The organism is Roseibium sp. (assembly GCF_965232425.1).
Classification (GTDB): Bacteria; Pseudomonadota; Alphaproteobacteria; order Rhizobiales; family Stappiaceae; genus Roseibium.
Genome location: NZ_OZ246971.1, coordinates 3,778,448 through 3,802,350, shown reverse-complemented (window position 1 = coordinate 3,802,350; position 23,903 = coordinate 3,778,448). Strand labels below are relative to the sequence as shown.

Sequence of the window (23,903 nt, the reverse complement as noted above, 5' to 3'; positions counted from 1 at the left end):
TCATACCAAACGTGCAGGCTCAGGGGCAGCCTGAAGTGGAAACGCGGCCCATTCCCCTCCTAGTCACGGGAAGCTAAAGGCTTTCCACCTTGGGCAGACTATCCTGTTCGAGGATTTCCGTTTCAATCCGGATTTCGGTCTTTGCATCGAACAGATGCACGGCCCTTGGCGGGATCGTCAACTCGATGGGATCACCCGCGGCCGCGCCATTGTCCCGCGCCATCGTGGCGACGAGACTTGCGGTTTCGCTCAGGTCGACGTGAATATTGACGTCGGCCCCAGTTTTTTCGACCAGTTTGACGGTACCGGTAATCTCACCGTTCCCGGTCGTGAGAAGGTCCGAGGGTCTCAAGCCGCAGATCACCTTCTGTCCCGGCTCGGCTTTCAACCCGGCATCGAGCGGCAGATTGATATGAGGCCCGACGAAATGCGGATGGCCCTTCTCAACGGTGATCTCGCCCTCAATGAAATTCATCGAGGGTGATCCGATGAAGTCGGCGGCGAACCGTGTTGCCGGCCGATCATATAAATCATCCGGCGTTCCGACCTGCTCGATCTTGCCGCCCTTCATCAGCACGATCTTGTCCGCCATCGTCATCGCCTCGATCTGGTCGTGGGTGACGTAGATCGTCGTTGCCTTGAGGCGCTCGTGCAGCTGACGGATCTCGACACGCATATGCGCCCTGAGCTTGGCATCGAGGTTGGACAGCGGTTCGTCGAACAGGAACACCTTGGCGTCGCGGACCATGGCCCGTCCCATCGCCACCCGCTGTCTCTGGCCGCCGGACAGTTCCCTTGGATAGCGGTCGAGATATTCGGTCAGGTTCAGGACGGCCGCCGCCTCGTTGACCTTCCTCTTGATCTCGTCCTTGCTGAGCCGCTTCACTTCCAGGCTGAAGGCAATGTTGTCGAACACCTTCATCGTCGGATAAAGCGCATAGTTCTGGAACACCATGGCAATGTCACGGTCGCGCGGATGGACCTCGTTCATTACCTTGCCGTCGATGGTGAGTTCGCCGCCGGTTATGTTTTCCAGGCCTGCCGTCATTCTGAGGAGCGTGGTCTTGCCGCAGCCGGATGCGCCGAGCAGCACCGCGAACTCTCCGTCGTGAATGGACAGCGACAGGTCGCGCATGACCTCGAACGATCCATACGACTTGCAGATATTGTGATAGGCGACTTCTGCCATAAAAGCTGATTTCCTCAGTAGGTTTGCCGCGTCGGCGTCAGGCAGATCTCCTGAACCAGGGCCTTTTGCGGCAGCTGATAGGCATTGAGGATCAGGTCGCCGACGATGTCCGCACCGATGCCTCCGCCCATCTTGACCTTGTTGCTCTTGTAGTTTGCAAGCGTTTCTTCATCCAGCACACCGGAAAGCACTTCCGTCTCGATCACGCCCGGCGAGAGCACGATCACGCGCACATCGTAAGCCGACAGATATTCGCGCAGGCTCTCGGACACCGCGTGCACGAAGTATTTGGTCCCGCAATAGACCGTGTGGTCGGGATAGACCTTGCGGCCCGCAATGGAGCTCATCATCACGAGTGTCCCGCGCTTGCGCTCCATCATTCCGTTCATCACCGCGTGGACGGTGTTCATCACACCCTTGGTGTTGATGTCGATCATCTCGTCCCACTCTTCGGGCGGCTGACGGCCGATATCGGCAAGGCGTGCGATGCCAGCATTCGCAAACATCATGTCGACCGGTCCGAAACGGTCTTCGGCGTCGCGAACGGCGTCTGCGATCGCCTGCCGGTCGCGCACATCCACCTGGCGGAGAACGGCGTTCGGCAGGCCGAGCGCTTCCATGCGGTCCATCCGGCGGGCCATCAGCAGAACCGGATGTCCAGCGGCTGAAAAGGCGCGCGCTGTTGCTTCGCCGATACCGGAGCTTGCTCCGGTTATTGCGACAAGAGGCTTGGTATCCACGGATTCCTCCCTGCCCAGACTGGCGGGAAGGGTGTTGCCACCCTCCCCTGTTCTCGTTTGCGAAAAACGGTTAGCCCGAGACGATCTTGTCGACGGAAACCGCAATGTCGTCCATTGCTTCCTTCGGCGAACCGTAGTCACCGGCAAAGTACTTGCCGAGCCGGACCGGGATCGTGTCGTTCGACAGTTCCGCCCATTGCGGCAGATCCGGTTCCGATCCCATGTCCATCGCAATCGTGTCGCGCACAACGTTGAGGTGCCGGGTGGTGCCCGGTCCGACGCGGTTGTTGGCGATGATGCGCGGATCATCGTAGACGCTTTCACGTGTCGGCCCGGTACCGCCGCCCAGAGCCGTGATCAGCACCTGCGTGTCGTAGCTTGTCGCCCACTGCATGAAGATCCAGGCAGCGTCCGGGTTCTTGGAGTTTTTCGAAACCGCGAGCGACGAGCCGCCCTGGTGTCCGACACCCGGGATCTCGCCGAACCCGGTTTGGTCGACCGTGCGCAGCGCCCGCATCGGCGGTGGACAGCGGACAGCTTCCATGAGACCGGACACCTTCGTGGCCGACGGGTCGTCGAAATAGGGGAAGAATTCGCCCCAGCTCATCATCGACGCGGCGACGCCCTGGGCAACGGATTGCCCCTGGCCGTCCCAGGTCCAGCCCGTCACGCCCGGAGGCATGGTCTTCCAGAGCTTGGTCCAGTAGTCCATCGCTTCCAGGCCGTATTCGTCGTTGCCCGAGAACTTCCCGTCCGCGTTGAAGATCGACCCGCCATGGCCCCAGAGCCATGCCGTCCAGTCGCATTCAAGACTGTAGTGCCCGGATTTCATCTGACCCGTGGAACCGTAGAGGTCCGGTCCCATGGCATCGGTGATCGCCTTGGCCTGCTGGTAGTATTCTTCCAGGGACGACGGCGCTTCGAAGCCCATTTCTTCCCAGATGTCCTTCCGGTACATCATGATGAAGATCGGAATGTCGTACGGGACGCCAACCCAGCGATCCTCATACTTCGCGATACCGTCGACAAGCGCCGGCAGGAAGTCGTCGATATTGTAGTTCGGCATCGCAAGGTCGGGCTTGTTCTCGATCTGCTCGCGCGGATCGAAGACATCCTGGCTCACCGACGCCGCCCAGCTCTGGTCGATGTAGTAGAGATCGTAGGTGCCGAGCTGCGACGCGATGTCCAGGGTCATTTTCTGAAGCACCTGCTCAAGCGGCAGCACTTCGATTTCGACCGTCATTCCGGAGGCTTCTTCGAAATACTTCTTGAGCTGGCTGTTGATCGCGTTCGACGGTGGTGTGGATTCCGTCGCAAGCTTGAGCGTCGTTCCCTTGAACGGTCCGGACACATCCTTCACCCATTTCAGGACCTCGTCGGATGGCCGAAGGTCGTCGGCAGCATTGGCAAGTGGCATCGAACCCAGACCGAAGGGCCGGCGCATGCCCGCACCGAAGGCGGCAGCGCTCAATCCGAGCAGGCCGGCATTTCGCATGAAATCCCGCCGCCCCATGCGCCGGTTGACGAAGGCGTCCACCAGATTGGCGCGATATTGTTTCCTGTCTGTATCTCTCATGACTAACTCCTCCCGTGATACGTGAAAGATGGTCTCCTGAAGACTTTGTGTTGCTCCTATTGCTTGAGGGAACCGAGTGTCAGCCCGCGGACCAGTTGCTTCTGGACCAGCAGGATGAAGAGGAACGCCGGAGCCATCGCAGCCACTCCCAAGGCTGCCATGTTGCCCCAGGCGGTGCCTGTGGATGTGACGAAACTCGACGACACGACCGGCACGGTTTTCAGCCCAGTCTGCGTCAGGGTCAGGACGAAAATGAACTCCGTCCACGAAAAGATGAAACACAGGACCGCGGTCGCCGCGATGCCGCCCTTGGCCATCGGCAGGATGATGCGGCGGAAGATCTTCCAGCGGCTTGCGCCATCGACAATGGCGCTCTCGTCGATCTCCCTCGGAATGTCGTCGAAGAAGCTTTTGAGCAGCAGCACCGCAAGCGGCAGGTTCATCAGCGCATGGATCAGGATGATCCCGGTATAGGAATCCATCAGGCCGATGTCCTTGTAGATGAAGAACATCGGGATTGCGACCGCTACGGGCGGCATCATGCGGGTCGACAGAACCCAGGCGACGAAGTGGTGGCGTCCGCGAAAGTCCATCCGGCTGAGCGCGTAGGCGGCGAAGGTCGATATCGCGATCGCCAGCGCGGTTGAAAACACGGCAACGACGATCGAATCCCACAGGCGCGGCGCCATGTAGAAATTGCCGCCGCCGGGCAGAACCTCCTGCTGGCGCAGGAAGCCGAAGGAAATGCCGAAGACTTCCTCGAAGTTGCGCAACGTCGGCGTGAACGACCAGACGGTCGGCGGAACCGAAAAGATCTCCTTGGCTTCCTTGAAGGCCGTGGTCCCCCAGTAATAGAGCGGGAACACGAAAAGCGAGGTGATAAACCACGCGGCGGCCATGCGCGAGTAGCGCCGATATTTGCTCTCGACAATCACCAGCGCACCTTCGCTATCCAGATGAATAGGTTGGCGATCACGAGGATCAGCACGAGACTGACCAGGCTCAGCGTCGCTCCGTATCCCCACTTGATGAAACTGAAGGTCTGCTGCCAGGCATAGAGCGACAGCGTGTAGGTCGACGTTCCCGGACCGCCGGACGTCATCACGAACATGTAGTCGAACGCCCTGAACAGATCGATGCCGCGGATCAGGACGGCAACCGCGATCACCTTGGACATCATCGGCAGCGTGATCCGGCGGAATGTCTGGAACGCAGACGCGCCGTCCAGCATCGCGGCTTCATAAGGCTCCTGAGGCAGCGACCTCAGCCCGGCCAGGAAGATCAGCACCATGAACGGCGTCCATTGCCAGATATCGGCAAGCATCACGCCCGCCAGCGCCGTCGAACTTGTCGCCAGGATCGGATCCTGCCCGGTCAGGATCCCGAGGGATTCCAGCAGATAGGTGAGCACGCCGAACTCGGGATCTTCCATGAGAAGAAACATCATGCCCGTGATCGCCGGCGGAATGACCAGTGTGAGGGTGAGCAGGCCGCGCAGCAGTCCGAAGCCGGGTTCGTCGGAATCCAGCAGCAGCGCAATGATCATCCCCAGAACGACCTGGATAGCCAGCAGCACGAAGAAGTAGGTGAAGGTCACCGACAGCGCTTCCCAGAAACGCGGATCGTTGACCAGCGTGCTCCAGTTCTCCGTGCCCACATAGACGAGCCGCCGTTTGAACGGGGCGTATTCATGGAACGAAAGCCAGATGTTGTAGAACAGGGGATAGATCGTGAAGACCACGAGCATGGCGACCAGTGGCGCAAGCCACGGCACCGGGCTGTCGCCGGTGATATAGCCTTGCAATCCTCTGGTTCTTACGAACGCCATGCCGATCCTCCCATCAATTTGGCGCTGTTACTTCTTCCCGGCCGGCGGCTTCCGGGTGGCCGCTGCTTTTGCAGCAGGCTTTCTGGCAGCCGCCGCTTTCGCCGCGGGCTTCCTGGCCGCTGCCGTCTTTGCAGCCGGTTTCGCGGCTGCCGCCGCAGGTTTCTTTGCTGCCGCAGGTTTCTTTGCTGCCGCCGCCTTTGCCGCTGGTTTCTTTGCCGCTGCCGTTTTCGCTGCCGGTTTTTTCGCGGCGCGGCGTTTGGGTTTTGGCGTCTCTTTTCCGGCATCGTCCTGCAGGCCGTAGCCGGCAAAACCGCGATGCGTGTCATCGATGGCCGCGTCGCTCAGGAGCACCGGACCACCGATCGCAAGACTGAGGTAATACTGCTTTGCGATGGTCTCCAGCTCGATCGCGCGCCACATCGCCTTGGCGAGGTTCTCGCCGATCGCGATCATGCCGTGATTTGCAAGCAGGCAGGCTGTCCTGTCCGTCATGGCGTCGATGGCAAGTTCGGAGAGTTCTTCCGAACCGAAAGTCGCATAACCCGCACACCGGACGTTGTTTCCGCCGAACGCGGCGATCATGTAGTGGCAGGAGGGGATCTCCTTGCGCGCGATTGCCAGCGTCGTGCAGTAGGTCGGATGCGCATGAACCACCGCACCGGCATCGGGACGGCCGCGCAGCAGCTTCTGGTGGAAACGCCATTCGGTCGACGGTTTCAGCGGTCCTTCGTAGCGGCCGCTCGTGTCTTCAAGTCCGACCGACGCGATCATGTCGGGCGTCATCTGGTCATAGGGTGTCGCCGACGGAGAAATCAGCATCCGGTCTTCGTACCGGACCGAGATGTTCCCTGAGGTTCCCTGGTTGATACCGCTGGAATTCATTTCCCGGCAACGGGCAATGATGTCCTCGCGCAGTGCCAGTTCGGCCTTCTTCATGCGCTCATTCTCCTGTCTGAAACGTTTCTTGCTGCGATCAGGGCGTTCGCGAGCTCTGCAAATCCTTCACCACCCCGCCCGGTCGTGATCCAGCCGGGTTCCGCGTCGATCCGGCCCTTGAAGTCGAGGACGTTCGCCACGCCGCAGGCATTCGGAAAGAAACCGAACATCGGCGCGTCGTTCGGGCTGTCGCCGCAAAAGACAATCCTGTCCTTCTCCGCGTCCAGGTCCAGGTTCAGAACGTCGCGCGCAAACCTGCGCGTCATGGTCAGCTTGTCGTAACTGCCGTACCATCCGTTCACATGGATCGAGGACACTTTTGCCACCGCGCCCTCGTCTTCGAAAATCGCCTTGATGCGATCAACGTCGTCGCGCTCAAGCGCAGGCACGTCTTCGCAAAAATCGATGGCAAGGTCCGCCTCGCGAAACGCCTGATCCGCTGAGACCGCGGCCCCGGGCACTTCCCTCAGGATCCGTGCCGCAATCTGCTCGTAGCGCAGCTTGTTGTTCCGCCTGACGACGTCGCTTGCCGCAAAGACCCGCCGCATCTGCCGCGCAGCACTGTCATAGGCATAGTAGAAAGCGCCGTTCTCCCCGACCACGCCGTCAACGGGCCAGAAACGGGCGATCATGTCGCACCATCCGGCTGGCCGGCCCGTGATCGCCGCGACCTTGAAACCTGCGTGCCTGAGCTTCTCCAGCGCCGAATAAGCACTTGCCGGAAGACGCCCGTCACTCGTCAGCGTGTCGTCGATATCGGCCATGACCGTGTGGATCGACGCGGCGGTATCCCGGGGCATGGAGGCGATCGGCTGCATCGTTTCAGACCTCCCTCGCCGCAAAGTCGTCCAGCAGGCCCGCATCGCAGGCGAGATCCGCGAACGAGAACCGGTTCCGCATCTCGTGCGCATGGCGGACGGCTTCGCGGTAGAAATCGGAGGGCAGTCCGAGGTCCCGTCCGCTCGTCGCGCCACCAACCTCGTTGAGCTTCGCCGTCATGTTGCTGACCGGATCGACCAGCTTGCGGCACTCCGCGCGCAGCTGCGGCCAGATCTCCTGCAGACGTTCATTGAGCCGCGCCGCGCCGTTCTCGTCCAGCGCTTTCTTCCGATATTCCGCTTCGCACTGCGCGGCGATTTCGGTCCCCATCCGGCGCGCCATGTCCTCGCCGTCAACGCGGGTCGGGCGGATCTCCGGCGGCTGTTCCTGGTTCAGGAACCAATCCTGAATGCGGCCCATTGTCAGCGTCGCGACCCCGACCTGTTCGCCATGCAACGTTCCGGTATGCCGGTCGCCGGCAAAACAGTCGATATAGTGGGAAATCTGGTGCTCACCCATCGAGCCATGGTTGGAGACCTTGGTAAAGGCAACGCCGAGACCGGACAGGACAAGGGCCCGGACAAGATAGCCGACAGCCGTGACATCGCCCTGCTTCAAGCCGGACGCATGGGTTTCCAGCATGCCTGCGTCCGGTTCGCCGATGAGATAGGGCTCCATCCAGAACCGGCTTCCGAGCAGCTTGTGCGACATCCACCAATCGATCCGTGCGACGCTGTTGCAAAGACAATCACCGAAACCTGCAGCCGCCATCCGGCTCGGCGCGGCCGCAATCACGCCGAGATCCAGGAACACCCCCTTGGGCGCATGGGCCGGCAAGGAGATTTTCAGTCCGCTCGGCAAACCCATCGACGCCGTCGTCGACGCATAGCCGTCCATCGAGGCGGCCGTACCGAAGACACAGTAGGGACGGCCGTCCTTGGCCGTGACGTATTTGGTGAGATCGTTCACCGTGCCGGATCCCACCGCAATGACGGACGAAAATTCCTGGAGCCGAACCGCCAGTTCATCGGCCGCGTGAACGGTTGCGTGCGGTTTGCCTTCGAGCAGGACTTCGCCGACCGTGATGCCGGCGCTTTTCAGGGTATGCGCAATCCTTGAACCTGCGGCATCCCAAGTGTTGGCATCGGCGACCATCGCGGTTGAATCGCCGATGCCCACGGAGCGCACGAGGTCACCCTCGGCTCCGTCAATCGATTCGGAAATCAGGATCTTGTCGACCGGAGCCCGCGGTCCGGTCTCGCCGGTTTCCGGGTTCACCCATCGGCCGAGATACACGTCCTCAATATGCTCCATCCAACCGTTTTCCGGCCGCTCTGGTAAAGAGGGAGTCTGTTGACTTATTGAGGGCATGCAAAACCTTTCAGTTCAGGAATGACAAATGACAACATCTATTGACATTTGTCAAATCGAATTTCAAACTTCACGGATCGCAAAGGCGAAAGCGAAACAATGTCAGACAGGAAAAGCGACGGTTCAGGCGAGGAAAATGTCAGGTTTGTCGAGGACACGACGGCCTGGGCGACCTGGCTTTACTATGCCGAGTCACGCACCCAGGCGGAGGTTGCCAAGGCCTTGGGCGTGTCGCGTGCATCGGTTGCCAATTACCTCGCGGATGCGCGCAGGCGCGGGCTTGTCACCATCAGTCTGGCACCCGGTCTGCTGGAACAGGCCGAGCTGAGCAAACGGCTCGCGGCCCGCTTCAACCTGAAGGGCGCCTTCATTGCCCCCGAGATCAGCGAAGAAGACGGCGATCCGACCCAGCTTCGAAAGCGTCTTGGCATCGCCGGAGCCCAGATACTCCTGTCGCGCCTGCGCAAGGACATGACGCTTGGCGTCGCATGGGGCCGGACGATGCTGGAACTGGCAAACGCCTTGCCGGAGAGAAATCAGGAGAGCCTGCGTGTGGTGCAGGTCTCGGGCAGCTCGCTCGGGGATGATGTCACGTCCCCGGAAGCCTGTACGCTCTTCATCGCAAACCGTCTCGGTGCGAAGTGCCATAACTTCCACGCGCCGGCAGTCGTCACCACATCGGACCTTCGCACCGCGCTTCTGCGCGAACCCTCCTTGAAACGCCATTTCGAGCGGGTTCACAGCTGCACCACGGTGGTCTTCGGCGTCGGTGAACTCAACGACGAAACCAGGTGGGCGGACGGCAACAACCTGATCCAGCCCTCCGCCGAAGACTACATGAAGGCCGGCGCTGCCGGTATCGTGATCGGCCGGTTCATCGACGCGCAGGGAGACGCCCTCGAAGGGCCGCTGTCCGGGCGGCAGATCGGAATGGAGCTTCAGGATCTGAAAGCCGTTCCCGAGCGCATTTGCGTTGCTGGCGGAACTGAAAAACTGCAGGCCCTGAAAGCCTGCCTGACCGGCGGATACGTCACCGATCTGGTTACGGACAGGTCGACGGCCGAAGCGTTGCTGAGGGAGAAAACATGACGCAGGACCTGGTCATCGGGCTCGACAGCTCCACGCAATCGACCAAGGCCGTCGCCTGGACACGAAACGGAACCCCGGTGGCCGAGGGGCGTGCGTCCATTCCCCTGTCCCAGCCGCAACCCGGCTGGGTCGAACAGGACGTCGAGGACTGGTGGTCCGCCGCGTGCACGGCTTTGCAGGATCTTGGGAACAAGATCGACATGTCCCGCGTCGCCGCACTGGCGATCTCCAACCAGCGCGAGACGGTTGCCTTTCTCGACGCCGACGGAAACGCCTTGCGTCCCGCCGCACTTTGGCTCGACGAACGCGCCCGCGCGGAGGTCGAGCTCCTGAGCCGCGAGATCGGAGCCGAGAAACTGCACCGCGTTTCCGGAAAACCGATCGATATCACGCCTGTGATCTACAGGCTGTCCTGGTTCCGCCGCAACCAGCCGGAGGTCCTCGAACGGGCTGCAAAGGTCACCGACGTCCATTGTTTCCTGACCGGACGTCTCACCGGCAACTGGATGTCCAGCTGGACGAGCGCCGATCCTTTCGGCCTGCTTGATATCGAGAGCATGACCTGGTCCGAAGAATTTCTCACGCACCTGGGCATCCGAGCCGATCAGCTCGGAACGCTTGCGCGCCCGGGCACGGTCACCGGAACGGTTACGGCAGAAGCGGCGGCCGGCACCGGTCTGCCGGAAGGCTTGCCTCTGGTCGCCGCCGGCGGCGACGGCCAGTGCGCGGGGCTCGGCGTCAACGCGGCCCGCGAGGGTGTCGTCTATCTCAATCTCGGAACCGCCCTCATTACCGGGGCCTGGGCACCCGATCCGATGATCAGCCTCAACTGGCGCACCATGACGTCACCGACCGGCAACGGCTATTTTCTGGAAGGATGCCAGCGCGCGGGCGCCTTCCTGATCAACTGGTTCGTCGACACCTTCGCAGGCGGGCGCGACGACCCCTCGGTGTTCTCAAGGCTGGAAGCGGAAGCCGAGACGATACCGCTCGGCTCGGAAGGCGTCACGGTCTGCCCCTACCTCACAGGCTGCATGGATCCGCACTGGGACACAGGTGCGCGTGCCAGTTTCAACGGCCTGTCGCCGAACCATGGCCTAGGTCATCTCTACCGGGCGGTTCTGGAGGCCATGACGCTGGAAAGCGCGCGCGCGATCACGGCCATGCAGGACAACGGTCTGAAGATCGAAAAGATCGTCGCCGTCGGCGGCGGCGGCAACAGCCCCCTGTGGACCCGGATGTTTGCCGATGCGACCGGTCTGCCGGTCCACATCTCGCAAAGCCTGGAAGCGTCCTCTCTCGGAGCGGCCATGAGCGCGGCCACCGGAGCAGGTTGGTTCGAAACCCTCGATGCCGCGGCGGCGGCCATGAGCGAAGAAGGGGAAACGGTCATTCCCGATCCGTCAATGCAGGATGCCTGGCGTGCCCTTTCTGCCCGGCAATTCGCAAGTTACCGGCCTGAATACGCGGGCACCTGACCGTCGTTTCAAAAGCGAAGCGTTTCGAGCGAATAGTCCGGCAGAACTCCGTCGGCCGAAGACAGCGCCTGGACACCACCTGCGATCAGCAGCGTCCGGCAGCCGATCGCGGCCGCACCGGCTATGTCGTGATGATGGCTGTCGCCGATCATGAGCACACGCCCGGGATCGGGATCTCCGAGAACCGCCAGGGATCTTCGAAAAATCTCCGGACCCGGCTTTCCGGCGTAGGTAACGCTGCCGCCGTCCTCTTCGTAATCCTGCGCAACACGTCCGGGACCGAACGCTGCCTTGCCGTCGGCATAGACCACGTGATCCGGGTTGGCACAGATAGCGGGAACCCCCGCTTTTGCCAGCGGACCCAGCATATCGCGATAGGATGCGCGGGAAACCTCTTCCGGTTTGAGACCCGAAATGAGCACAAGACGGATGGCGTCACCAGGGTCATCTGACGGGACAAGCCCCAATCCGTCCAGCACGGTCGTGTCATTCTCGCGGGTAAGGTTCAGCACCCTGTCGCCAGGCGCAAGATCTCCGGCGGCGAGCATCTCGGTGATCCGGGCGCGGGCGACCATGCCCGACGTGATCACCTCCCCGATCAGGTCTTCGGTGAACCCGAACCGGTTCAGACGCTGTCTGTTCGGCTCCTTCATCCGCCCCGAATTGGTGATCGTGACCACCGGCATGTTTATCTCGGCGACTTTGCGAAGACAGGGCAAGGCCTCCGCAAAGACCGCCTTTCCGTCATGAAGAACGCCGAACTGATCGATGAGGATGCCGTCAAACTCCTCGATGATCTCGCCCAGGCCAGAGATGCGGCGGGTCATGCGCGATCCTTTACAAAGCCCCAGGCAATGCGCGCGGACCCTGCCGCCGCTTCTCCGGACGCTACCGGAGCCTCGGGTGTGTTCAGCATTCGCGTGCGCATGCGTGTCCATATCCTGTTGGACGCACCGCCGCCGACCGTCCGGATGGATGTCAGTTTCGGGCCGCCCAGTCCGGCGAGCCGTTCAAATCCGAGTTTCTCGATCGCCGCGATCCCCTCCAGCAGCCCCTTCAGGAACTCTTCCCGTTTTTCCGGGCGCGGATCAACACGCGATTCAAGATACGGGTCATTGACCGGAAACCGCTCGCCGGTGCGCGGCAAGGGATAGTAGTCCAGTCCCGTCGGGATCTCGGGATCGATCCGCTCGCTCAACGAAGCGATCTCGTCAGGCGGAAAATGGGCCGCAAGCGCCTCGCCGCCGCTGTTGGAGGCACCACCCGCGAGCCATTGATCGCCGATACGATGACTGTAGATCCCGAATTCGGGTGCAAAAATCGGTTTGTCGGAAAGCAGTTTCAGCGTCAACGTCGTGCCGAGTGCGGTCACGCCGTCTCCGGGGCTCGAGGCACCGGTGGCAAGAAACGACGCACAGCCATCGGAAACACCGGCAACGATCGGGATGCCTTTCGGCAGTCCGAACGCACCGCTCGTGACGCCGGTCATCGTCCCGGTCGCGACGACATCCGGCAAAAGCCGGGTGTCCATCCCGGTCGCCGGCATCCAGTCAGGCCAGGTCCTCTCGATCGGGTCATAGCCTGTTTTCAACGCATTGCTTTCATCACTCGGCACGGGCCTTCCGGCCAGCTGTTCCGCGATCCAGTCCGCCTGGTGGGCAATGCGCGCGACACCGGTCCTTGTCTGCAATGAGATGCAGCGGGCAAGGGCGGAGCTGGCCCCGTGAGCCGCGCTTTGCCTGGGAGCCACGGCGGCGATTGCCTTCGGGATCGACGGATCGTCGACGGTATCGTTGTACATCAGCGCATACCCCAGGGGCCGGGCAGCATCATCCAGCGCGAGCACGGTTCCTGAGGTCCCGTCGACACAGATTGCCGTGACATTGCCGGGGTCGATGGCCCTGAGCATCCCGGAGAGCGCCTCCGACAGTGCCGCCAGCCAGACGGCAGAGTCATTTCTCGGCCCCCTGGAAAGATCCATGGCCGCCTTCGTCACCTTGACAACCTCAAGGTCCTCGGAAAGCGCAGCCACGCGTACACCCGACGTGCCGACATCGATCCCGAGCGCAAGAAATTGTGTCATGCTGTTGCGCCATCGCTCGTGTTGAGGGCCTGGCGCAGCTTCTCCGCATCCCAGTTGATCAGCTCGTTCTCCTGCTGGTCCGACAGACGTGTCACATCCGAACCCGGCGCAACGCGCACGAGCACGTCGCCAAAGGCACGCACCAGTGTCAAGGTCGCAGCATTTGCGTCCGCGGGGATGGCGACCCCTTTGCCCGGACAGATCACGAGTTTTCGCGCCGACCGCCCCGCCGATCCCCGGCGCGCCGCTTCGGCAACCGTTTCCCCTTCCCTTGCGACCACGCATCCCGGCCCGAGAAACACGACGTGGTCGGGATAGAGGGAATTGCCATCCGCGATCTCAAGCAGGCCGTCGTGGAACGCGACCGCCTGCGTCGTTTCAAAGGGCGCCGGCACCCAGTCCGTTCCCACCAGGGAGCGGACAAAGGCCGCCTGCGCTTCGCCTGCAAGGTCGACCGAAGCAGGTTCCAGCCGCCGGGAGACTTCGAACAGCCGGTCCCGCGCCTCGCCGGCACTCTGTCCGGTCGCGACCAGGCCGTGATTGCCGAGGATCAGGATTTTGGTCGAGCCCGTTGCCCGCGCCATGATCGCCCGCGCGAGATCGAGGCCAGGCTTCGCGTAAGGGATGAACACCGCATCAAGACCGGCAAGCTTGTCCCGGACAATCTCTTCGGCATCGGAGCGGATGGCGATCGCAATCGTCGCCACGCAATGCGTGTGCAGAACGACGGGACTGTCGAGCAGCGCGTGTACGGATGTTTCGATCGACGAGTGCAGTGCCGGCGCTCCGTCCACGTCGGCAAGAAACCGCGCCGTATCGCCGGCGTCTTCGTCTCCCGATTGCAAGGCGGCCACGAACCGGCCGGAAAACACCGGAACCATGATGTCGCGTGTATCCGCTTCGGCCAGCCACGTGCCCGAGGCCTTGATCCACATCTGCCCGTCCCGCTTCAGCGACGTGTTGCCGCCTGGCCCCTGAACCTGCAAAGGGTCCCTGCCCAGTTCGGCGGAGATTGATCGAAGTCTTTCGAACTCCGCATCATTCCGCAATTCTAGAAACGGGTTCATCAAGCGTCGGCCTCTTTTCCAACCAGGTTTCAAAATCCGACTTTTCCTGCCGCGTCAGGAACAGCCCGTGCTTCGTGCGGCGGAGCAGAATGTCTTCAGCGCTCACGGCCCATTCGTTTTCGATCAGCCAGACGGCTTCACGTTCAAAGAAACAGTGTCCGAAATGGTGCCCGAGATCGGACAGGGCGTTGACGCCGTCCAGCAGACGCACGGCATCGGTTCCGTAACAGTGCCCCAAGTGGCGCAGCAACGCCTCGGGCAGGAAACCGTAACGCTTGCTGAACCCGGCGAACCAGGTCTCGAACTGCTTGTCCGGCAGGTCGCCACCCGGAAGCGGGGTGTCCGCCGTCCAGGCTCCGGCCATCTCGGGAAAGTAGGGGCCGAGCATTTGCAACGCGTGCTCAGACAGCTTCCGGTAGGTCGTCAGTTTCCCGCCGAAAGCGGAGAGAAGCGGCGGCGACTTTGCACCGGGGTCAAGCGAACCGTCGAGTTCAAACTGATAGTCGCGTGTCACGGCAGACGCGCTCTTGCTGGCATCGTCGTCGAAAAGCGGCCGGACGCCGGAATAGTCGAACAGGACGTCGTCCGCGCTGAACGTATGGTCGAAATAGTTTCCGAGAATGCCGAGCAGGTAGTCGACCTCCGACTGGTCGATCGCGACGTCTTCGGCCTTGCCGTCGAAGGGGATGTCGGTCGTGCCGATAAGCGCCATGTCGTCGAAATAGGGATTGACGAAGATTAGGCGTTTGTCGGGCGCCTGCAGAACGTAGCCGTGGTCGCCCTGCCACCACTTGGGCAGCACGATGTGGCTGCCCTTGACCAGGCGCACACGCATGCGCGAATTCACGCCCGCAACCTCGCCGATGACCTTTTCGACCCAGGGTCCGGCCGCGTTGAAGATTGCTTTTGCATAGACGGTTGTCGGACTGCCGGGCTGGTCGCCTCTGAGCTCCGCACGCCAGACATCCCCTTCCCGCCGCGCCGATACGCACGGGGTTCTGGTGAACACCTGCGCACCGCGCCGGGCCGCATCCACCGCGTTCAGGACAACCAGGCGCGCATCATCGATCCACACGTCCCAGTAACTGAACCCCTTCTTGTATTTGTCCTTGAGCCTTTCGCCGGCAATGTTGTGCCTGAGATCAAGCGCAGAGGAGCGCGGCACCCGTTTCCGGCCGCCCAGATTGTCGTAAAGAAACAGTCCGAGGCGAATGAGCCATCGCGGCCGCTGCTCGGGACTGTGCGGCAACACCAGCTGCAGCGGCCAGGAAAGATGCGGCGCGGCCTCCAGAACGACCTCGCGCTCGTTGAGCGCCTCGCGCACGAGCCTGAACTCATAATATTCCAGGTAGCGCAAACCGCCGTGGATGTATTTCCCCGATCTTGAGGACGTGCCTTCGCCGAGGTCTCCCTTTTCGCAGAGGACGACGGACAAGCCGCGCCCGGCGGCATCGCGCGCGACGCCCACACCATTGATCCCTCCGCCAACGACCAGCAGGTCCACGGGGCGATCGGCGGATCGTCCCTGCGGCTCGTATCTGGTGTGGTCAGACGTCACAAGGTTCATTCAGACCTCAACACGGACTGAGTGGCGGTTCGTTTGAAATCCAGCGCCGCACTTCTTCGGCAATCCTCTGCGCGGCTATCTTCACGGTCTTGCGCGACGCCCCGGCAATATGCGGCGTCAGTGTCACGTTGGGCAGCTGCAACAGCGGATCGTCGGGCCTGGTCGGCTCCACAGCAAAGGTTTCCAGCATCGCCCCGCCCAGGTGCCCGCTCGACAGGGCTTCGAACAGGGCGTCGTAGTCCATCAGCGGACCACGGGCCGTGTTGACGATCACTGCCCCCGGCTTCATCGCCGCAAACGCGTCTGCGCCAATCATTCCTGTTGTTTCCTTGGTCACCCTCGGGTGCAGTGTGACGACGTCGGATTCCTTCAAAAGGGTTTCGAGGGCGACCTGTTCGACACCGTCGCGGCTGTCCTCCACGGAGAGTTGTACATAGGGATCGGCGACCAGGACGCGCGTTCCGAACGCGCGCAGCAGCTTCACCACCCGGGTGCCGACATTGCCGTAGCCGATGACGCCGACACACATGTCCGAGAGTTCGTTGCCGGCAATGTCCGCACGGTAGAGATCGCCCCTGTAGTCGCCCTTGCGCAAGGCATCATGGCCCTTGGTGATGTTGCGCGTTTCGGCGATGATCGCACCGATGGTGAATTCGGCAACGGCCGAGGCGTTCCGTCCGGGCGTATTGACGACAAGGACGCCTTTCTCCCGTGCTTCGTCCATGGCGATGTTGACCGGTCCGCCCCTGGAAACCCCGACGAGCTTGAGATTGGGCGCTGCCTCCAGCACGCCAACGGAAACGGGGGCCAGATGTGTGACCAGCACCTGTGCGTCCTGCACGTGCTCAAGCACCATTTCCGGTGTTCCCATGTATTCCTTCAATCCCTCCAGGCCGGGAGAAGCGTAGCCGTGTTCCATCGCCTCGTCGGGCCAAGCCAGGTCCAGGCACTTGCAGGTGACGCGGTCACCGCACAACGCGAGGATTTCCCTCTCGAAGACCGAGGACTCCATGAACCGGTCGCCTATGATCGCCACAGTCGTCATTGGGTCAGCTCCCGTCTCGCCTGCGCCTGCCGGTCCCAGGCCTTCGGCAGGGCAAGCCTCGTTTCCAGATAACCGTCGAAAAGGGTGTCGTAGAGCCGGACCAGTTCCTCATCGGGAAGAACCGCGTCGTTCAGGAGCGGGGTGACCCAGCTGTCCACCGCGCTTGCCACGTTCCTGAACAGACCCTGCTGAACGGCAGCGATCATGGCCGCGCCTGCGGCCCCCGCCTCCGGCTGCGCGATTGTGCGCACCGGCGCATTCAGACAGGCGGACAGGAGCGAGCGGCAGGCGTTCGACTTGGCGGCACCTCCCGTCATCCGGATCTCGCCCGGCACGTGGCCCATGGTCTGGTAGCAATCCCTGGCGGCGAGCACGAGACCGTCGAACACGGCGCGCAGCATGTCGGCCCAAGTCGTCCCCTGATCGAGACCGGTCCAGCTCGCCCTTGCATCGGGATTGGTGAAGGGCCCCCGTTCGCCGGCTGAGGAGATATAGGGGTGAAAGAAGGCTGCGCCTGGCGTTGCGCCAAGGACAAGATCGTCCATGGAAACCAGGAACTGTTCCGGATCCACACTCAGGTTCTGCGATTGAAACACCTGCACCGCGAGACCGAGCGCCCAGTCGATATTCAGCGTGGCGGCCATGTTGGTCTGCATCTGCGCGAATGCGCCGCCGGGAAACGGCATCGTGTATCCGCACATGTCCTCGTTCAGCACCACCGCGTCTGCATTTCCCACGAAGCGCATGTGCATGCCGGTGGAACCGAGAATCGTGAGGCCGGGCGAAACCGCCGGATCGTAGAGACCGGCCCCGAGCGCGCTGCACATGACATCGACCAGCCCGAGACAGACCGGCGTCCCGGCGCGCAGGCCGCTCTTCACCGCGGCCTCCGGGGTCAGACCGTGCGAAACGGTCGTGCCGTCGATGATCGGCGGCAGCAGATCCCTGTGTTCGGCCAGATCGAGGCTTTCGATCACGTCCGGCGCATAGTCACGCGTCCTGTAGTCACCAAATGTGAAGACGCCCTCGGAAATGTCCGAGGCCAGAACACCGGTGAGCTTGAAGTAGAGCCAGTCCTTGCAATGAAGTGCACTGGTGCTTTTTTTGAGGAGTTCAGGTGCATGCTCCTTCATCCAGCACAAATGCGTGCGCATCTGGCACACGTTGATGCCGGTCGCGGTGCGCTCATAGATGAGACGGCCGCCTGGCATTTCCGCCAGCCGGCGCGAGGTCGCGGCGGCGCGGGAATCGAGCCAGAGCCAGCCGTCATGAACCGGCTCGCCGTCCCGATCGATGAGCCACGTGCCATCGCCTTGCCCGGTGACGCCGATCGCCGCGCACCGTGCCGCGCAAGCCGGCACCTGCTCGACCAGCTCGGCCAGCACGAGGGCGGTGTCGGCCCAGGTGCGGTTCATGTCCTGCTCCACGCCCCCGTCCGGGAGGCTCACATATTCATTCCGGCGGCTTGCCAGCGCAATTTGCTGTCCGTCCAGCCCGAAGGCGACCGCCTTGATCACCGACGTCCCGGCATCGATCCCGATGAGGAGATCCTTTGCACTCATGCCAGCTGCCCTCCGTGGCTGAGTGCGTCACCCGACCTGGTGTCGAATATGTGCAGGTCGTCGGCTGATATCGCGACGCTGATCCGCTCACCGGGTTTGGGTAGCGCCAGATCATGCACGACCGAAACGATGCTCCCGCCGGCAAAACGCGCGGCAATATGCGTCTGGTCGCCGAGCCACTGGTTTGCGAACACCTCCGCGGGCAGTCCCTCCTCGGTCAGTTGAACCGAATGCGGCCGGATCCCGATCATGATCCCCTGGTCCTGCTGAATACGGTGCTGCAGATCACTGGAAAAGGCAGAGGAAGGATAGGACAGCACGATGTCCGGCGACAGACGCAGCTCGACCCGGTCGGAACCAATCTGTGCCGTCGCTTCAAAAAGGTTCATCGGCGGCTCGCCTATGAAAGCACCGGTGAAGATGTTCGCCGGCCGGTTTTTCAGGTTCTCGGGAGTGTCGAACTGCTGCAGCACGCCGCCTTCCATAACGGCAATCCGGTCGGCAAGTGCATTGGCCTCGGTCTGGTCATGGGTGACCAGAATGGCCGTCAGTTCGTGTTCCTTGATGTAGTGCTTGATACGGCCGCGCAGGATCGCGCGCAGCTGCGGTTCAAGCTGTCCCATCGGTTCGTCAAGAACATGAAGATCCGCACGGCGAATGAGGGCGCGTCCGAGGCTGACCCTCTGCTGTTGCCCGCCGGAGATCGCATTGGGATACTTGTCGAGGATGTCGTCGATTTCCAGGAGCGCGGCAATCTGCTCGACCCGCGTGTTGACTTCCGGCTGAGGCAGTTTTTCCGATTTGAGCGCAAACGCGATGTTCTCACGGATCGAAAGCGGCGGGTAGAGCGAGTAGCCCTCGAAGGCCATCGCAACACCGCGTTTGGCGGGTGCAAGGCGGTCGATGCGGCGTCCGTCGATATCGACCTCGCCGGAACTGACCTCCTCGAAACCGGCGATCATGCGCAATGTCGACGTCTTGCCACAGCCTGACGATCCGAGCAGGGCGACAATCTCGCCGCGCCGAACCTCCAGGTCGAGATCCTGCACGGCATGCACTTCATGCGCAGTGCCCGGATTGTACTTCTTGTTGACCGATTTCAGATGGAGTTGCGCGCTCATGCCGCTTCCTCCACGCGGTTGCCGTCCGGTTCCGGCGCGATCCTGTTTCCTGTCTCGCGGTCGAACAGGATGGCGTCCTGTGCCGCGATCCTGAGGTTGACCTCAGGCCCCGGCGGGACCGGATCCTGCGCCGGTTGCGACAGAAGGATTTCCCGCCCGCGCAGGGTCGTGACGAGGGTAACCGTCTTTTCGTTGAACGGGGTCACCGCCTCGATGGTGACCGGAAACCCGCCCGTCACGGTGAAAGACAACGCCTCCGGCCTGAGACCGACGATGCAGTCCCGGCCGGCAACGCCGGGAAACCGCCCGTGGAAGTCGACCCTCTGGTCGGAGATGAAACCATGTAGGCCCCGGTCGTCTTCCTTCGGAACGATATCGAGAAGATTGATCGTGGGATCGCCGAACAACTGGGCGATCTGCGTATTGGCGGGCCGCCGGTAGATGTCGGCCGGCGAGCCGATCTGGACGATCTTGCCCTGATCGAGAACCGCGATCCGGTCACCGAGCGCCATGGCTTCCTTGTAGTCCTGCGTGACATAGATGATCGTCGCGCCGCGATCGGCCAGAAGACGGGGCAGCTCCAGGCGCATCTCGAAGCGCAGCTTCGCATCCACGTTGCGCAACGGATCGTCGAGCAGAAGAACCCTGGGTTCGGAAACCAGCGCGCGGGCCAGTGCGGTCCGCTGTTTCTGACCATTCGAGAGCGCCTTCGGTGCGTGCGAAAGCACATGCTCGATCTTCAGCAGCTGCGCGACCGCCTCCACCTTCGTGCGGATCTCCGACGCGGACATGCGCTTGGAGGTCAGCGAACTGGCGATGTTGTCGTAGGCGCTCATGTGGGGAAAAAGGGCGAAGTTCTGAAACGCCATGCCGATCCCGCGGTATTCGGGTGGCACGTCCGTGACATCCTCGCCCCCGATGAGGATGGTGCCGCTGTCCGGCTCGATCGCCCCGGCAACACTCCTCAGCAACACGGTCTTGCCGGCGCCCGACTTGCCGAACAGCACCAGGGTCCCGCCCTCGGGTACGCTCAGCGACACGCCGTCGAGCACGGTTTCCGCACCGAAGGTTTTTGTCAGTGATGTGAGTTCAAGAAATCCCATTCAGATCAACCCTTCACCGCACCGAGGGAAAGCCCTTCGACAAGATATCGTTGTGCCCAAAGCGCAAGCGCAAGTGTCGGTGCAATGGACAGTACGATGGCAGCCGCGATCTGTCCGTACTGGATACCCGACGCCGTCACGAAGGCAAGGGCACCGACCGTCACCGGCTGCTTGTCTGCGGAGGCAAGAACCAGAGCGAAGATGAAATTGTTCCACGCAAAGATGAAGGCGAGCAGTCCGGCAGCCGCAATGCCGGGACCGGCAAGTGGCAGGGCAATCTTCCGGAAGGTCGAGAACCAGCTGTGGCCCGCGATCCGGTAGGCATATTCGATGTCCGGCGAAATATCTTCGAAATACCCCCTGACGATCCAGAGGATCAGCGGCAGACAGATCAACTGGTAGACCCAGACCAGCCCGAGATAGGTGTCCGCAAGGCCGATCTCCTGGAAATAGAGCGTCAGCGGCAGCAGAACCAGCAGCGGCGGGGCGAAGCGGAAGGACAGCAGCGTGAAGGCAATGTCTTCCGATCCCCGGAACTTGTGCCGCGCGAATGCATAGGCCGCCGGAACGCCCAGCGCCAGTGCGACCGCCACGGAGCAGACGGACAGGATGATCGAGTTCATGAGATTGTTGACGAAGTCGATCCCCATGCTGGCGACGTTTGAATCCAGGCGGCCGGCGAGGATCGCCATATAGTTGTCCAGTGTCGGCGCGAACGACATGGACGGAGGAGATCTCAGGATCGTCTCGTTGGTCTGAAGGCTCATGAGCACGATCCAGAAGATCGGGAACATGAAGAAGACGATGATCACCGTGAGCGCCGCGCGCCGGAACCAGCGTTCCAGGAAGGAAGTATGATCCATCTTACGCGCCCCCTTTCGCGCGCTCTCTCAAGCGGAGCCAGTTCTTGACGAAGATGTTGGACAGCACGTAGGTGATTGCCCACAGGATCAGAAGCAGCGCCGCCGATCTTCCGACATTGGTCGACTGGAAGAAATTCAGATAGGCCTCGACCTGGAACACCATGAGCGTATCGCCCGGCCCGCCCTGCGTCATTGCGTAGATGATATCGAACTGCTGAATGGAATCGAGCAGGCGGAACAGGGCAGCCGTCAGGATATAGGGCATCAGCATCGGCAGCGTGATCCGCCAGAATTGTTCCAGTTGCGGCACCCCGTCCAGGGCCGCCGCCTCGAAGGGCTGGGTGGGCAACGATCGCAATCCGGCAAGCAGCAGGATCATCATGAAGGGCGTATAGACCCAGATATCGACCAGGATCACGGTGAACAGCGCCGTGTCCGGCGACGAGCCCCAGCGGAAGTCGTCAAATCCGATCACCTGCATGAAATAGCTGAGGATCCCGAAATTGGGGTTGGTCATCAGCTTGAACATCAGGGCTGCAAGCGCAGGGGCCGTCATCAGCGGCAGAAGCAGCATGATGGAGATGAAATTGTTGACGGTGCTTCGCTTCTTCAGGAGCAGTGCAATCGCCAGACCGAGAAGAAGTTCCAGAACGACGGTGGAGCCCGCATAGACCAGAGACACTTTCAGCGTGTTCCAGAAATCGGAGTCGGTGAGGAATTTGACGTAGTTCTCACCCCAGTTCATGCCCCGGTTCCAGGGCTGGGACATCCGGTAGCGCTGCAGCGAATAATAGATCGCCGTCACGAACGGGATCAGGATCCCGATGCACACGAGGAGCGCTGGAAGGCTCAGAACATAGGGGAGTGCCCTGGGCGAGATCAGCTGACGCCGCCGGGTCGTCAAGGTGTCGGTCATGGAAACACCGGGTCTGGATTGTCTTTGTTTGTCGGCTCAGGACGGCATGTGCGGCGTTGGGAACCGCACATGCCGCAGGCTGCGGCCTATCTCAGTCCCGCTTCGGTGAGCTGGGAGTTCATGCTCTCTGCAAGCTGATCAAGGCCTTCATCGACCGGAACCTCGTTGGCAACCATGCGCTGCAACGTGGCTGCCCATTCCGTGGTCAGGTCGAAGAACAGCGGCTGCGCCGTGAACTTGATCGACGCCCCGGGTGCGGACACGTCGTGCATTTCCACGTATCCCGGATAGTTCTTGTTCAGCCGCTCGCGGAAAACGTCGCTGTCCCAGACCGACTTGCGGACGGGATTGACGAAGTCCATTTCCGTTGCGCCGAACAGTCCGTGCTCCGGTCCGGACGCCCACTGCATGAAGTACCAGGTGGCATCGAGATCCTTGGAGAACTTCGACATGGCGAGCGACCAGATCCAGATGTTGGGGGTCGGTGCCGACGCTGCCGGGTTCGCCGCGAACGGTGCGAAAGCCAGTTGGCCTGCCATAGCGTTTTCGCCGCCATTCATGAAGTAGCCGAGAATGTCAGCATCGAAGATCATTGCCGACTTGCCTGCGCCCAGATCGGTTCCGACCTGATACCAGGTATGGGTCGACCAGTCGCTCGCACCGCTTTCCTGGATCATCTTGACCCACTTGGCATGGAACTCCTTCGACCCGGCCGTGTTCATCGCCGCACTGAGCTTGCCGCCGTCGTTGCTCAGATCCGACTCGCCGAAATTGGCATAGGCGGACAGGAAGCCCGGGTGAATGGTCGCCCAGGACCGCGATCCGCGCACACCGACACCGTAGACGCCGTCATTGCCCGCCTGAACGGCGGCGGCTGCCTCCAGCATCTCGTCGAGGTTCGTCGGCACCTTGACGCCGGCCTTTTCGAACATGGCCGCATTGAACGTGATGTTGTTCTGCTCATACCCCCAGGGGATGCACCACTGCTTGGCATCGGCGGAGCCGAGTTCGCCACCGGGCACGCCGTTCCAGGCACAGGACTTGCGCACGCCTTCCAGCATATCGGCCCAGTTGTAGTTGGGATTGGTTTTCGAATCGTCGTTCAGCCATTCGTTATGATCGACGATCCAGCCGGCCGGACCGTAGGTCCAGGTCATGTAGGCGCCGGTCATGAACGCGTCATACTCGCTGGAACGCGAGGACAGGGCCGCCGTGACCTTGTCGAAATAGACGTCTTCCGGGAAGATGTCATAAGAAACATCCATGCCGGTCAGGTCCTTGAACGCCGGCAGATTTGCGATCATCGCATCCGTGTAGGGATGTTTGTTCAGGAGCAGTTTGACGCTTTTGCCCTTGTGCTTCTGCCAGTCGAAGTCGGCGGCAAGCGCACTGGTCGCCATCATGTTGTAGAGCGTGCCCGCGGAGGCCGCGGTCATGCCAAGTCCGCCGAGACGTCGAATAAGAGCTCTGCGATCCATTTCACCGCGCAGGAACGCTCCTATGGCATCTTTTTCCTTTTCGTACATCTGTATTTCCTCCCTAGTGAATTC

The 23,903-nt window shown here is 61.7% G+C and carries 21 protein-coding genes; 2 read left to right on the top strand and 19 right to left on the bottom strand.

Annotated features, from left to right (window positions below; genetic code table 11):
• Positions 1-73: 73 nt before the first annotated feature.
• The 8 genes from ACO08A_RS17350 to ACO08A_RS17315 all read right to left on the bottom strand — a co-directional run bounded on the left by ACO08A_RS17350 (position 74) and on the right by ACO08A_RS17315 (position 8,402).
• A complete protein-coding gene (locus ACO08A_RS17350) occupies positions 74-1,189 on the bottom strand; it encodes an ABC transporter ATP-binding protein (protein WP_422037228.1) in 1,116 nt (371 codons plus the stop codon).
• 14 nt (positions 1,190-1,203) lie between these two features.
• Positions 1,204-1,929 carry an SDR family oxidoreductase gene (locus ACO08A_RS17345; protein ID WP_422037227.1) on the bottom strand — a complete coding sequence of 242 codons (726 nt, stop codon included), beginning with the start codon at positions 1,927-1,929 and terminating at the stop codon, positions 1,204-1,206.
• A gap of 70 nt (positions 1,930-1,999) precedes the next feature.
• Positions 2,000-3,505 (bottom strand): ABC transporter substrate-binding protein, encoded by a 1,506-nt coding sequence (locus ACO08A_RS17340; RefSeq protein WP_422037226.1) that lies wholly within the window; start codon positions 3,503-3,505, stop codon positions 2,000-2,002.
• Positions 3,506-3,561: 56 nt separating this feature from the next.
• Positions 3,562-4,404, bottom strand: coding sequence for a carbohydrate ABC transporter permease (locus ACO08A_RS17335; RefSeq protein WP_422041772.1), 843 nt, complete (start codon positions 4,402-4,404; stop codon positions 3,562-3,564).
• A 32-nt stretch (positions 4,405-4,436) separates the two neighbouring features.
• Positions 4,437-5,333, bottom strand: a complete 897-nt coding sequence (locus tag ACO08A_RS17330) for a carbohydrate ABC transporter permease (protein ID WP_421979301.1) — start codon at positions 5,331-5,333, stop codon at positions 4,437-4,439.
• A 27-nt stretch (positions 5,334-5,360) separates the two neighbouring features.
• Positions 5,361-6,269, bottom strand: a complete 909-nt coding sequence (locus tag ACO08A_RS17325; RefSeq protein WP_422037225.1) for a class II aldolase/adducin family protein — start codon at positions 6,267-6,269, stop codon at positions 5,361-5,363.
• Positions 6,266-7,087 (bottom strand): HAD-IIB family hydrolase, encoded by an 822-nt coding sequence (locus ACO08A_RS17320; protein ID WP_422037224.1) that lies wholly within the window; start codon positions 7,085-7,087, stop codon positions 6,266-6,268. The genes ACO08A_RS17325 and ACO08A_RS17320 overlap by 4 nt, the downstream gene beginning before the upstream one ends.
• Before the next feature lie 4 nt (positions 7,088-7,091).
• The gene (locus ACO08A_RS17315) at positions 7,092-8,402 is read right to left on the bottom strand and encodes an iron-containing alcohol dehydrogenase (protein ID WP_422037223.1); all 1,311 of its coding nucleotides are present in this window, start codon (positions 8,400-8,402) and stop codon (positions 7,092-7,094) included.
• A gap of 156 nt (positions 8,403-8,558) precedes the next feature.
• Between ACO08A_RS17315 and ACO08A_RS17310 the strand changes: the two genes are divergently transcribed.
• Together ACO08A_RS17310 and ACO08A_RS17305 are read left to right on the top strand one after the other, a co-directional pair.
• The gene (locus tag ACO08A_RS17310) at positions 8,559-9,548 is read left to right on the top strand and encodes a sugar-binding transcriptional regulator (RefSeq protein WP_422037222.1); all 990 of its coding nucleotides are present in this window, start codon (positions 8,559-8,561) and stop codon (positions 9,546-9,548) included.
• The gene (locus tag ACO08A_RS17305) at positions 9,545-11,026 is read left to right on the top strand and encodes a xylulokinase (RefSeq protein WP_422037221.1); all 1,482 of its coding nucleotides are present in this window, start codon (positions 9,545-9,547) and stop codon (positions 11,024-11,026) included. Before ACO08A_RS17310 ends, ACO08A_RS17305 begins: the two co-directional genes overlap by 4 nt.
• 8 nt (positions 11,027-11,034) lie before the next feature.
• Here ACO08A_RS17305 and ACO08A_RS17300 read toward each other — a convergent pair whose 3' ends face one another.
• From ACO08A_RS17300 to ACO08A_RS17250, 11 genes are all read right to left on the bottom strand, one after another.
• On the bottom strand, positions 11,035-11,853 hold the full coding sequence (locus tag ACO08A_RS17300) for a TIGR01459 family HAD-type hydrolase (protein ID WP_422037220.1): 819 nt from the start codon (positions 11,851-11,853) through the stop codon (positions 11,035-11,037).
• Positions 11,850-13,109, bottom strand: a complete 1,260-nt coding sequence (locus tag ACO08A_RS17295; protein ID WP_422037219.1) for an FGGY-family carbohydrate kinase — start codon at positions 13,107-13,109, stop codon at positions 11,850-11,852. The genes ACO08A_RS17300 and ACO08A_RS17295 overlap by 4 nt, the downstream gene beginning before the upstream one ends.
• Positions 13,106-14,176 (bottom strand): class II aldolase/adducin family protein, encoded by a 1,071-nt coding sequence (locus ACO08A_RS17290; protein WP_422037218.1) that lies wholly within the window; start codon positions 14,174-14,176, stop codon positions 13,106-13,108. Before ACO08A_RS17290 ends, ACO08A_RS17295 begins: the two co-directional genes overlap by 4 nt.
• Positions 14,148-15,743, bottom strand: a complete 1,596-nt coding sequence (locus tag ACO08A_RS17285; protein WP_422037217.1) for a glycerol-3-phosphate dehydrogenase — start codon at positions 15,741-15,743, stop codon at positions 14,148-14,150. The genes ACO08A_RS17290 and ACO08A_RS17285 overlap by 29 nt, the downstream gene beginning before the upstream one ends.
• Positions 15,744-15,750: 7 nt before the next feature.
• Positions 15,751-16,788: a 2-hydroxyacid dehydrogenase gene (locus tag ACO08A_RS17280; RefSeq protein WP_422037216.1), complete on the bottom strand. Its 1,038-nt coding sequence runs from the start codon at positions 16,786-16,788 to the stop codon at positions 15,751-15,753.
• On the bottom strand, positions 16,785-18,350 hold the full coding sequence (locus tag ACO08A_RS17275; RefSeq protein WP_422037215.1) for an FGGY family carbohydrate kinase: 1,566 nt from the start codon (positions 18,348-18,350) through the stop codon (positions 16,785-16,787). The genes ACO08A_RS17280 and ACO08A_RS17275 overlap by 4 nt, the downstream gene beginning before the upstream one ends.
• Positions 18,347-19,471, bottom strand: a complete 1,125-nt coding sequence (locus tag ACO08A_RS17270; protein ID WP_422037214.1) for an ABC transporter ATP-binding protein — start codon at positions 19,469-19,471, stop codon at positions 18,347-18,349. The genes ACO08A_RS17275 and ACO08A_RS17270 overlap by 4 nt, the downstream gene beginning before the upstream one ends.
• On the bottom strand, positions 19,468-20,574 hold the full coding sequence (locus ACO08A_RS17265; protein WP_422037213.1) for an ABC transporter ATP-binding protein: 1,107 nt from the start codon (positions 20,572-20,574) through the stop codon (positions 19,468-19,470). The genes ACO08A_RS17270 and ACO08A_RS17265 overlap by 4 nt, the downstream gene beginning before the upstream one ends.
• 5 nt (positions 20,575-20,579) lie before the next feature.
• Complete coding sequence (locus ACO08A_RS17260) at positions 20,580-21,437, bottom strand: carbohydrate ABC transporter permease (RefSeq protein ID WP_422037212.1); 858 nt, start codon at positions 21,435-21,437, stop codon at positions 20,580-20,582.
• Between the two features lies 1 nt (position 21,438).
• Positions 21,439-22,353: a sugar ABC transporter permease gene (locus ACO08A_RS17255; RefSeq protein ID WP_319383642.1), complete on the bottom strand. Its 915-nt coding sequence runs from the start codon at positions 22,351-22,353 to the stop codon at positions 21,439-21,441.
• An 86-nt stretch (positions 22,354-22,439) separates the two neighbouring features.
• Positions 22,440-23,879 carry an extracellular solute-binding protein gene (locus ACO08A_RS17250; protein WP_422037211.1) on the bottom strand — a complete coding sequence of 480 codons (1,440 nt, stop codon included), beginning with the start codon at positions 23,877-23,879 and terminating at the stop codon, positions 22,440-22,442.
• Between the last annotated feature and the right edge of the window lie 24 nt (positions 23,880-23,903).

What these genes read in the sequence shown, in the direction of transcription:
- ACO08A_RS17300 (WP_422037220.1), bottom strand. Translation starts at nt 11,853, where the DNA reads ATGACCCGCCGCATCTCTGGCCTGGGCGAGATCATCGAGGAGTTTGAC.
- ACO08A_RS17310 (WP_422037222.1), top strand. Translation starts at nt 8,559, where the DNA reads ATGTCAGACAGGAAAAGCGACGGTTCAGGCGAGGAAAATGTCAGGTTT.
- ACO08A_RS17290 (WP_422037218.1), bottom strand. Translation starts at nt 14,176, where the DNA reads ATGAACCCGTTTCTAGAATTGCGGAATGATGCGGAGTTCGAAAGACTT.
- ACO08A_RS17305 (WP_422037221.1), top strand. Translation starts at nt 9,545, where the DNA reads ATGACGCAGGACCTGGTCATCGGGCTCGACAGCTCCACGCAATCGACC.
- ACO08A_RS17280 (WP_422037216.1), bottom strand. Translation starts at nt 16,788, where the DNA reads ATGACGACTGTGGCGATCATAGGCGACCGGTTCATGGAGTCCTCGGTC.
- ACO08A_RS17340 (WP_422037226.1), bottom strand. Translation starts at nt 3,505, where the DNA reads ATGAGAGATACAGACAGGAAACAATATCGCGCCAATCTGGTGGACGCC.
- ACO08A_RS17285 (WP_422037217.1), bottom strand. Translation starts at nt 15,743, where the DNA reads ATGAACCTTGTGACGTCTGACCACACCAGATACGAGCCGCAGGGACGA.
- ACO08A_RS17350 (WP_422037228.1), bottom strand. Translation starts at nt 1,189, where the DNA reads ATGGCAGAAGTCGCCTATCACAATATCTGCAAGTCGTATGGATCGTTC.
- ACO08A_RS17255 (WP_319383642.1), bottom strand. Translation starts at nt 22,353, where the DNA reads ATGACCGACACCTTGACGACCCGGCGGCGTCAGCTGATCTCGCCCAGG.
- ACO08A_RS17325 (WP_422037225.1), bottom strand. Translation starts at nt 6,269, where the DNA reads ATGAAGAAGGCCGAACTGGCACTGCGCGAGGACATCATTGCCCGTTGC.
- ACO08A_RS17320 (WP_422037224.1), bottom strand. Translation starts at nt 7,087, where the DNA reads ATGCAGCCGATCGCCTCCATGCCCCGGGATACCGCCGCGTCGATCCAC.
- ACO08A_RS17260 (WP_422037212.1), bottom strand. Translation starts at nt 21,437, where the DNA reads ATGGATCATACTTCCTTCCTGGAACGCTGGTTCCGGCGCGCGGCGCTC.
- ACO08A_RS17335 (WP_422041772.1), bottom strand. Translation starts at nt 4,404, where the DNA reads ATGGCCGCCGCGTGGTTTATCACCTCGCTTTTCGTGTTCCCGCTCTAT.
- ACO08A_RS17275 (WP_422037215.1), bottom strand. Translation starts at nt 18,350, where the DNA reads ATGAGTGCAAAGGATCTCCTCATCGGGATCGATGCCGGGACGTCGGTG.
- ACO08A_RS17295 (WP_422037219.1), bottom strand. Translation starts at nt 13,109, where the DNA reads ATGACACAATTTCTTGCGCTCGGGATCGATGTCGGCACGTCGGGTGTA.
- ACO08A_RS17330 (WP_421979301.1), bottom strand. Translation starts at nt 5,333, where the DNA reads ATGGCGTTCGTAAGAACCAGAGGATTGCAAGGCTATATCACCGGCGAC.
- ACO08A_RS17265 (WP_422037213.1), bottom strand. Translation starts at nt 20,574, where the DNA reads ATGGGATTTCTTGAACTCACATCACTGACAAAAACCTTCGGTGCGGAA.
- ACO08A_RS17315 (WP_422037223.1), bottom strand. Translation starts at nt 8,402, where the DNA reads ATGGAGCATATTGAGGACGTGTATCTCGGCCGATGGGTGAACCCGGAA.
- ACO08A_RS17250 (WP_422037211.1), bottom strand. Translation starts at nt 23,879, where the DNA reads ATGTACGAAAAGGAAAAAGATGCCATAGGAGCGTTCCTGCGCGGTGAA.
- ACO08A_RS17270 (WP_422037214.1), bottom strand. Translation starts at nt 19,471, where the DNA reads ATGAGCGCGCAACTCCATCTGAAATCGGTCAACAAGAAGTACAATCCG.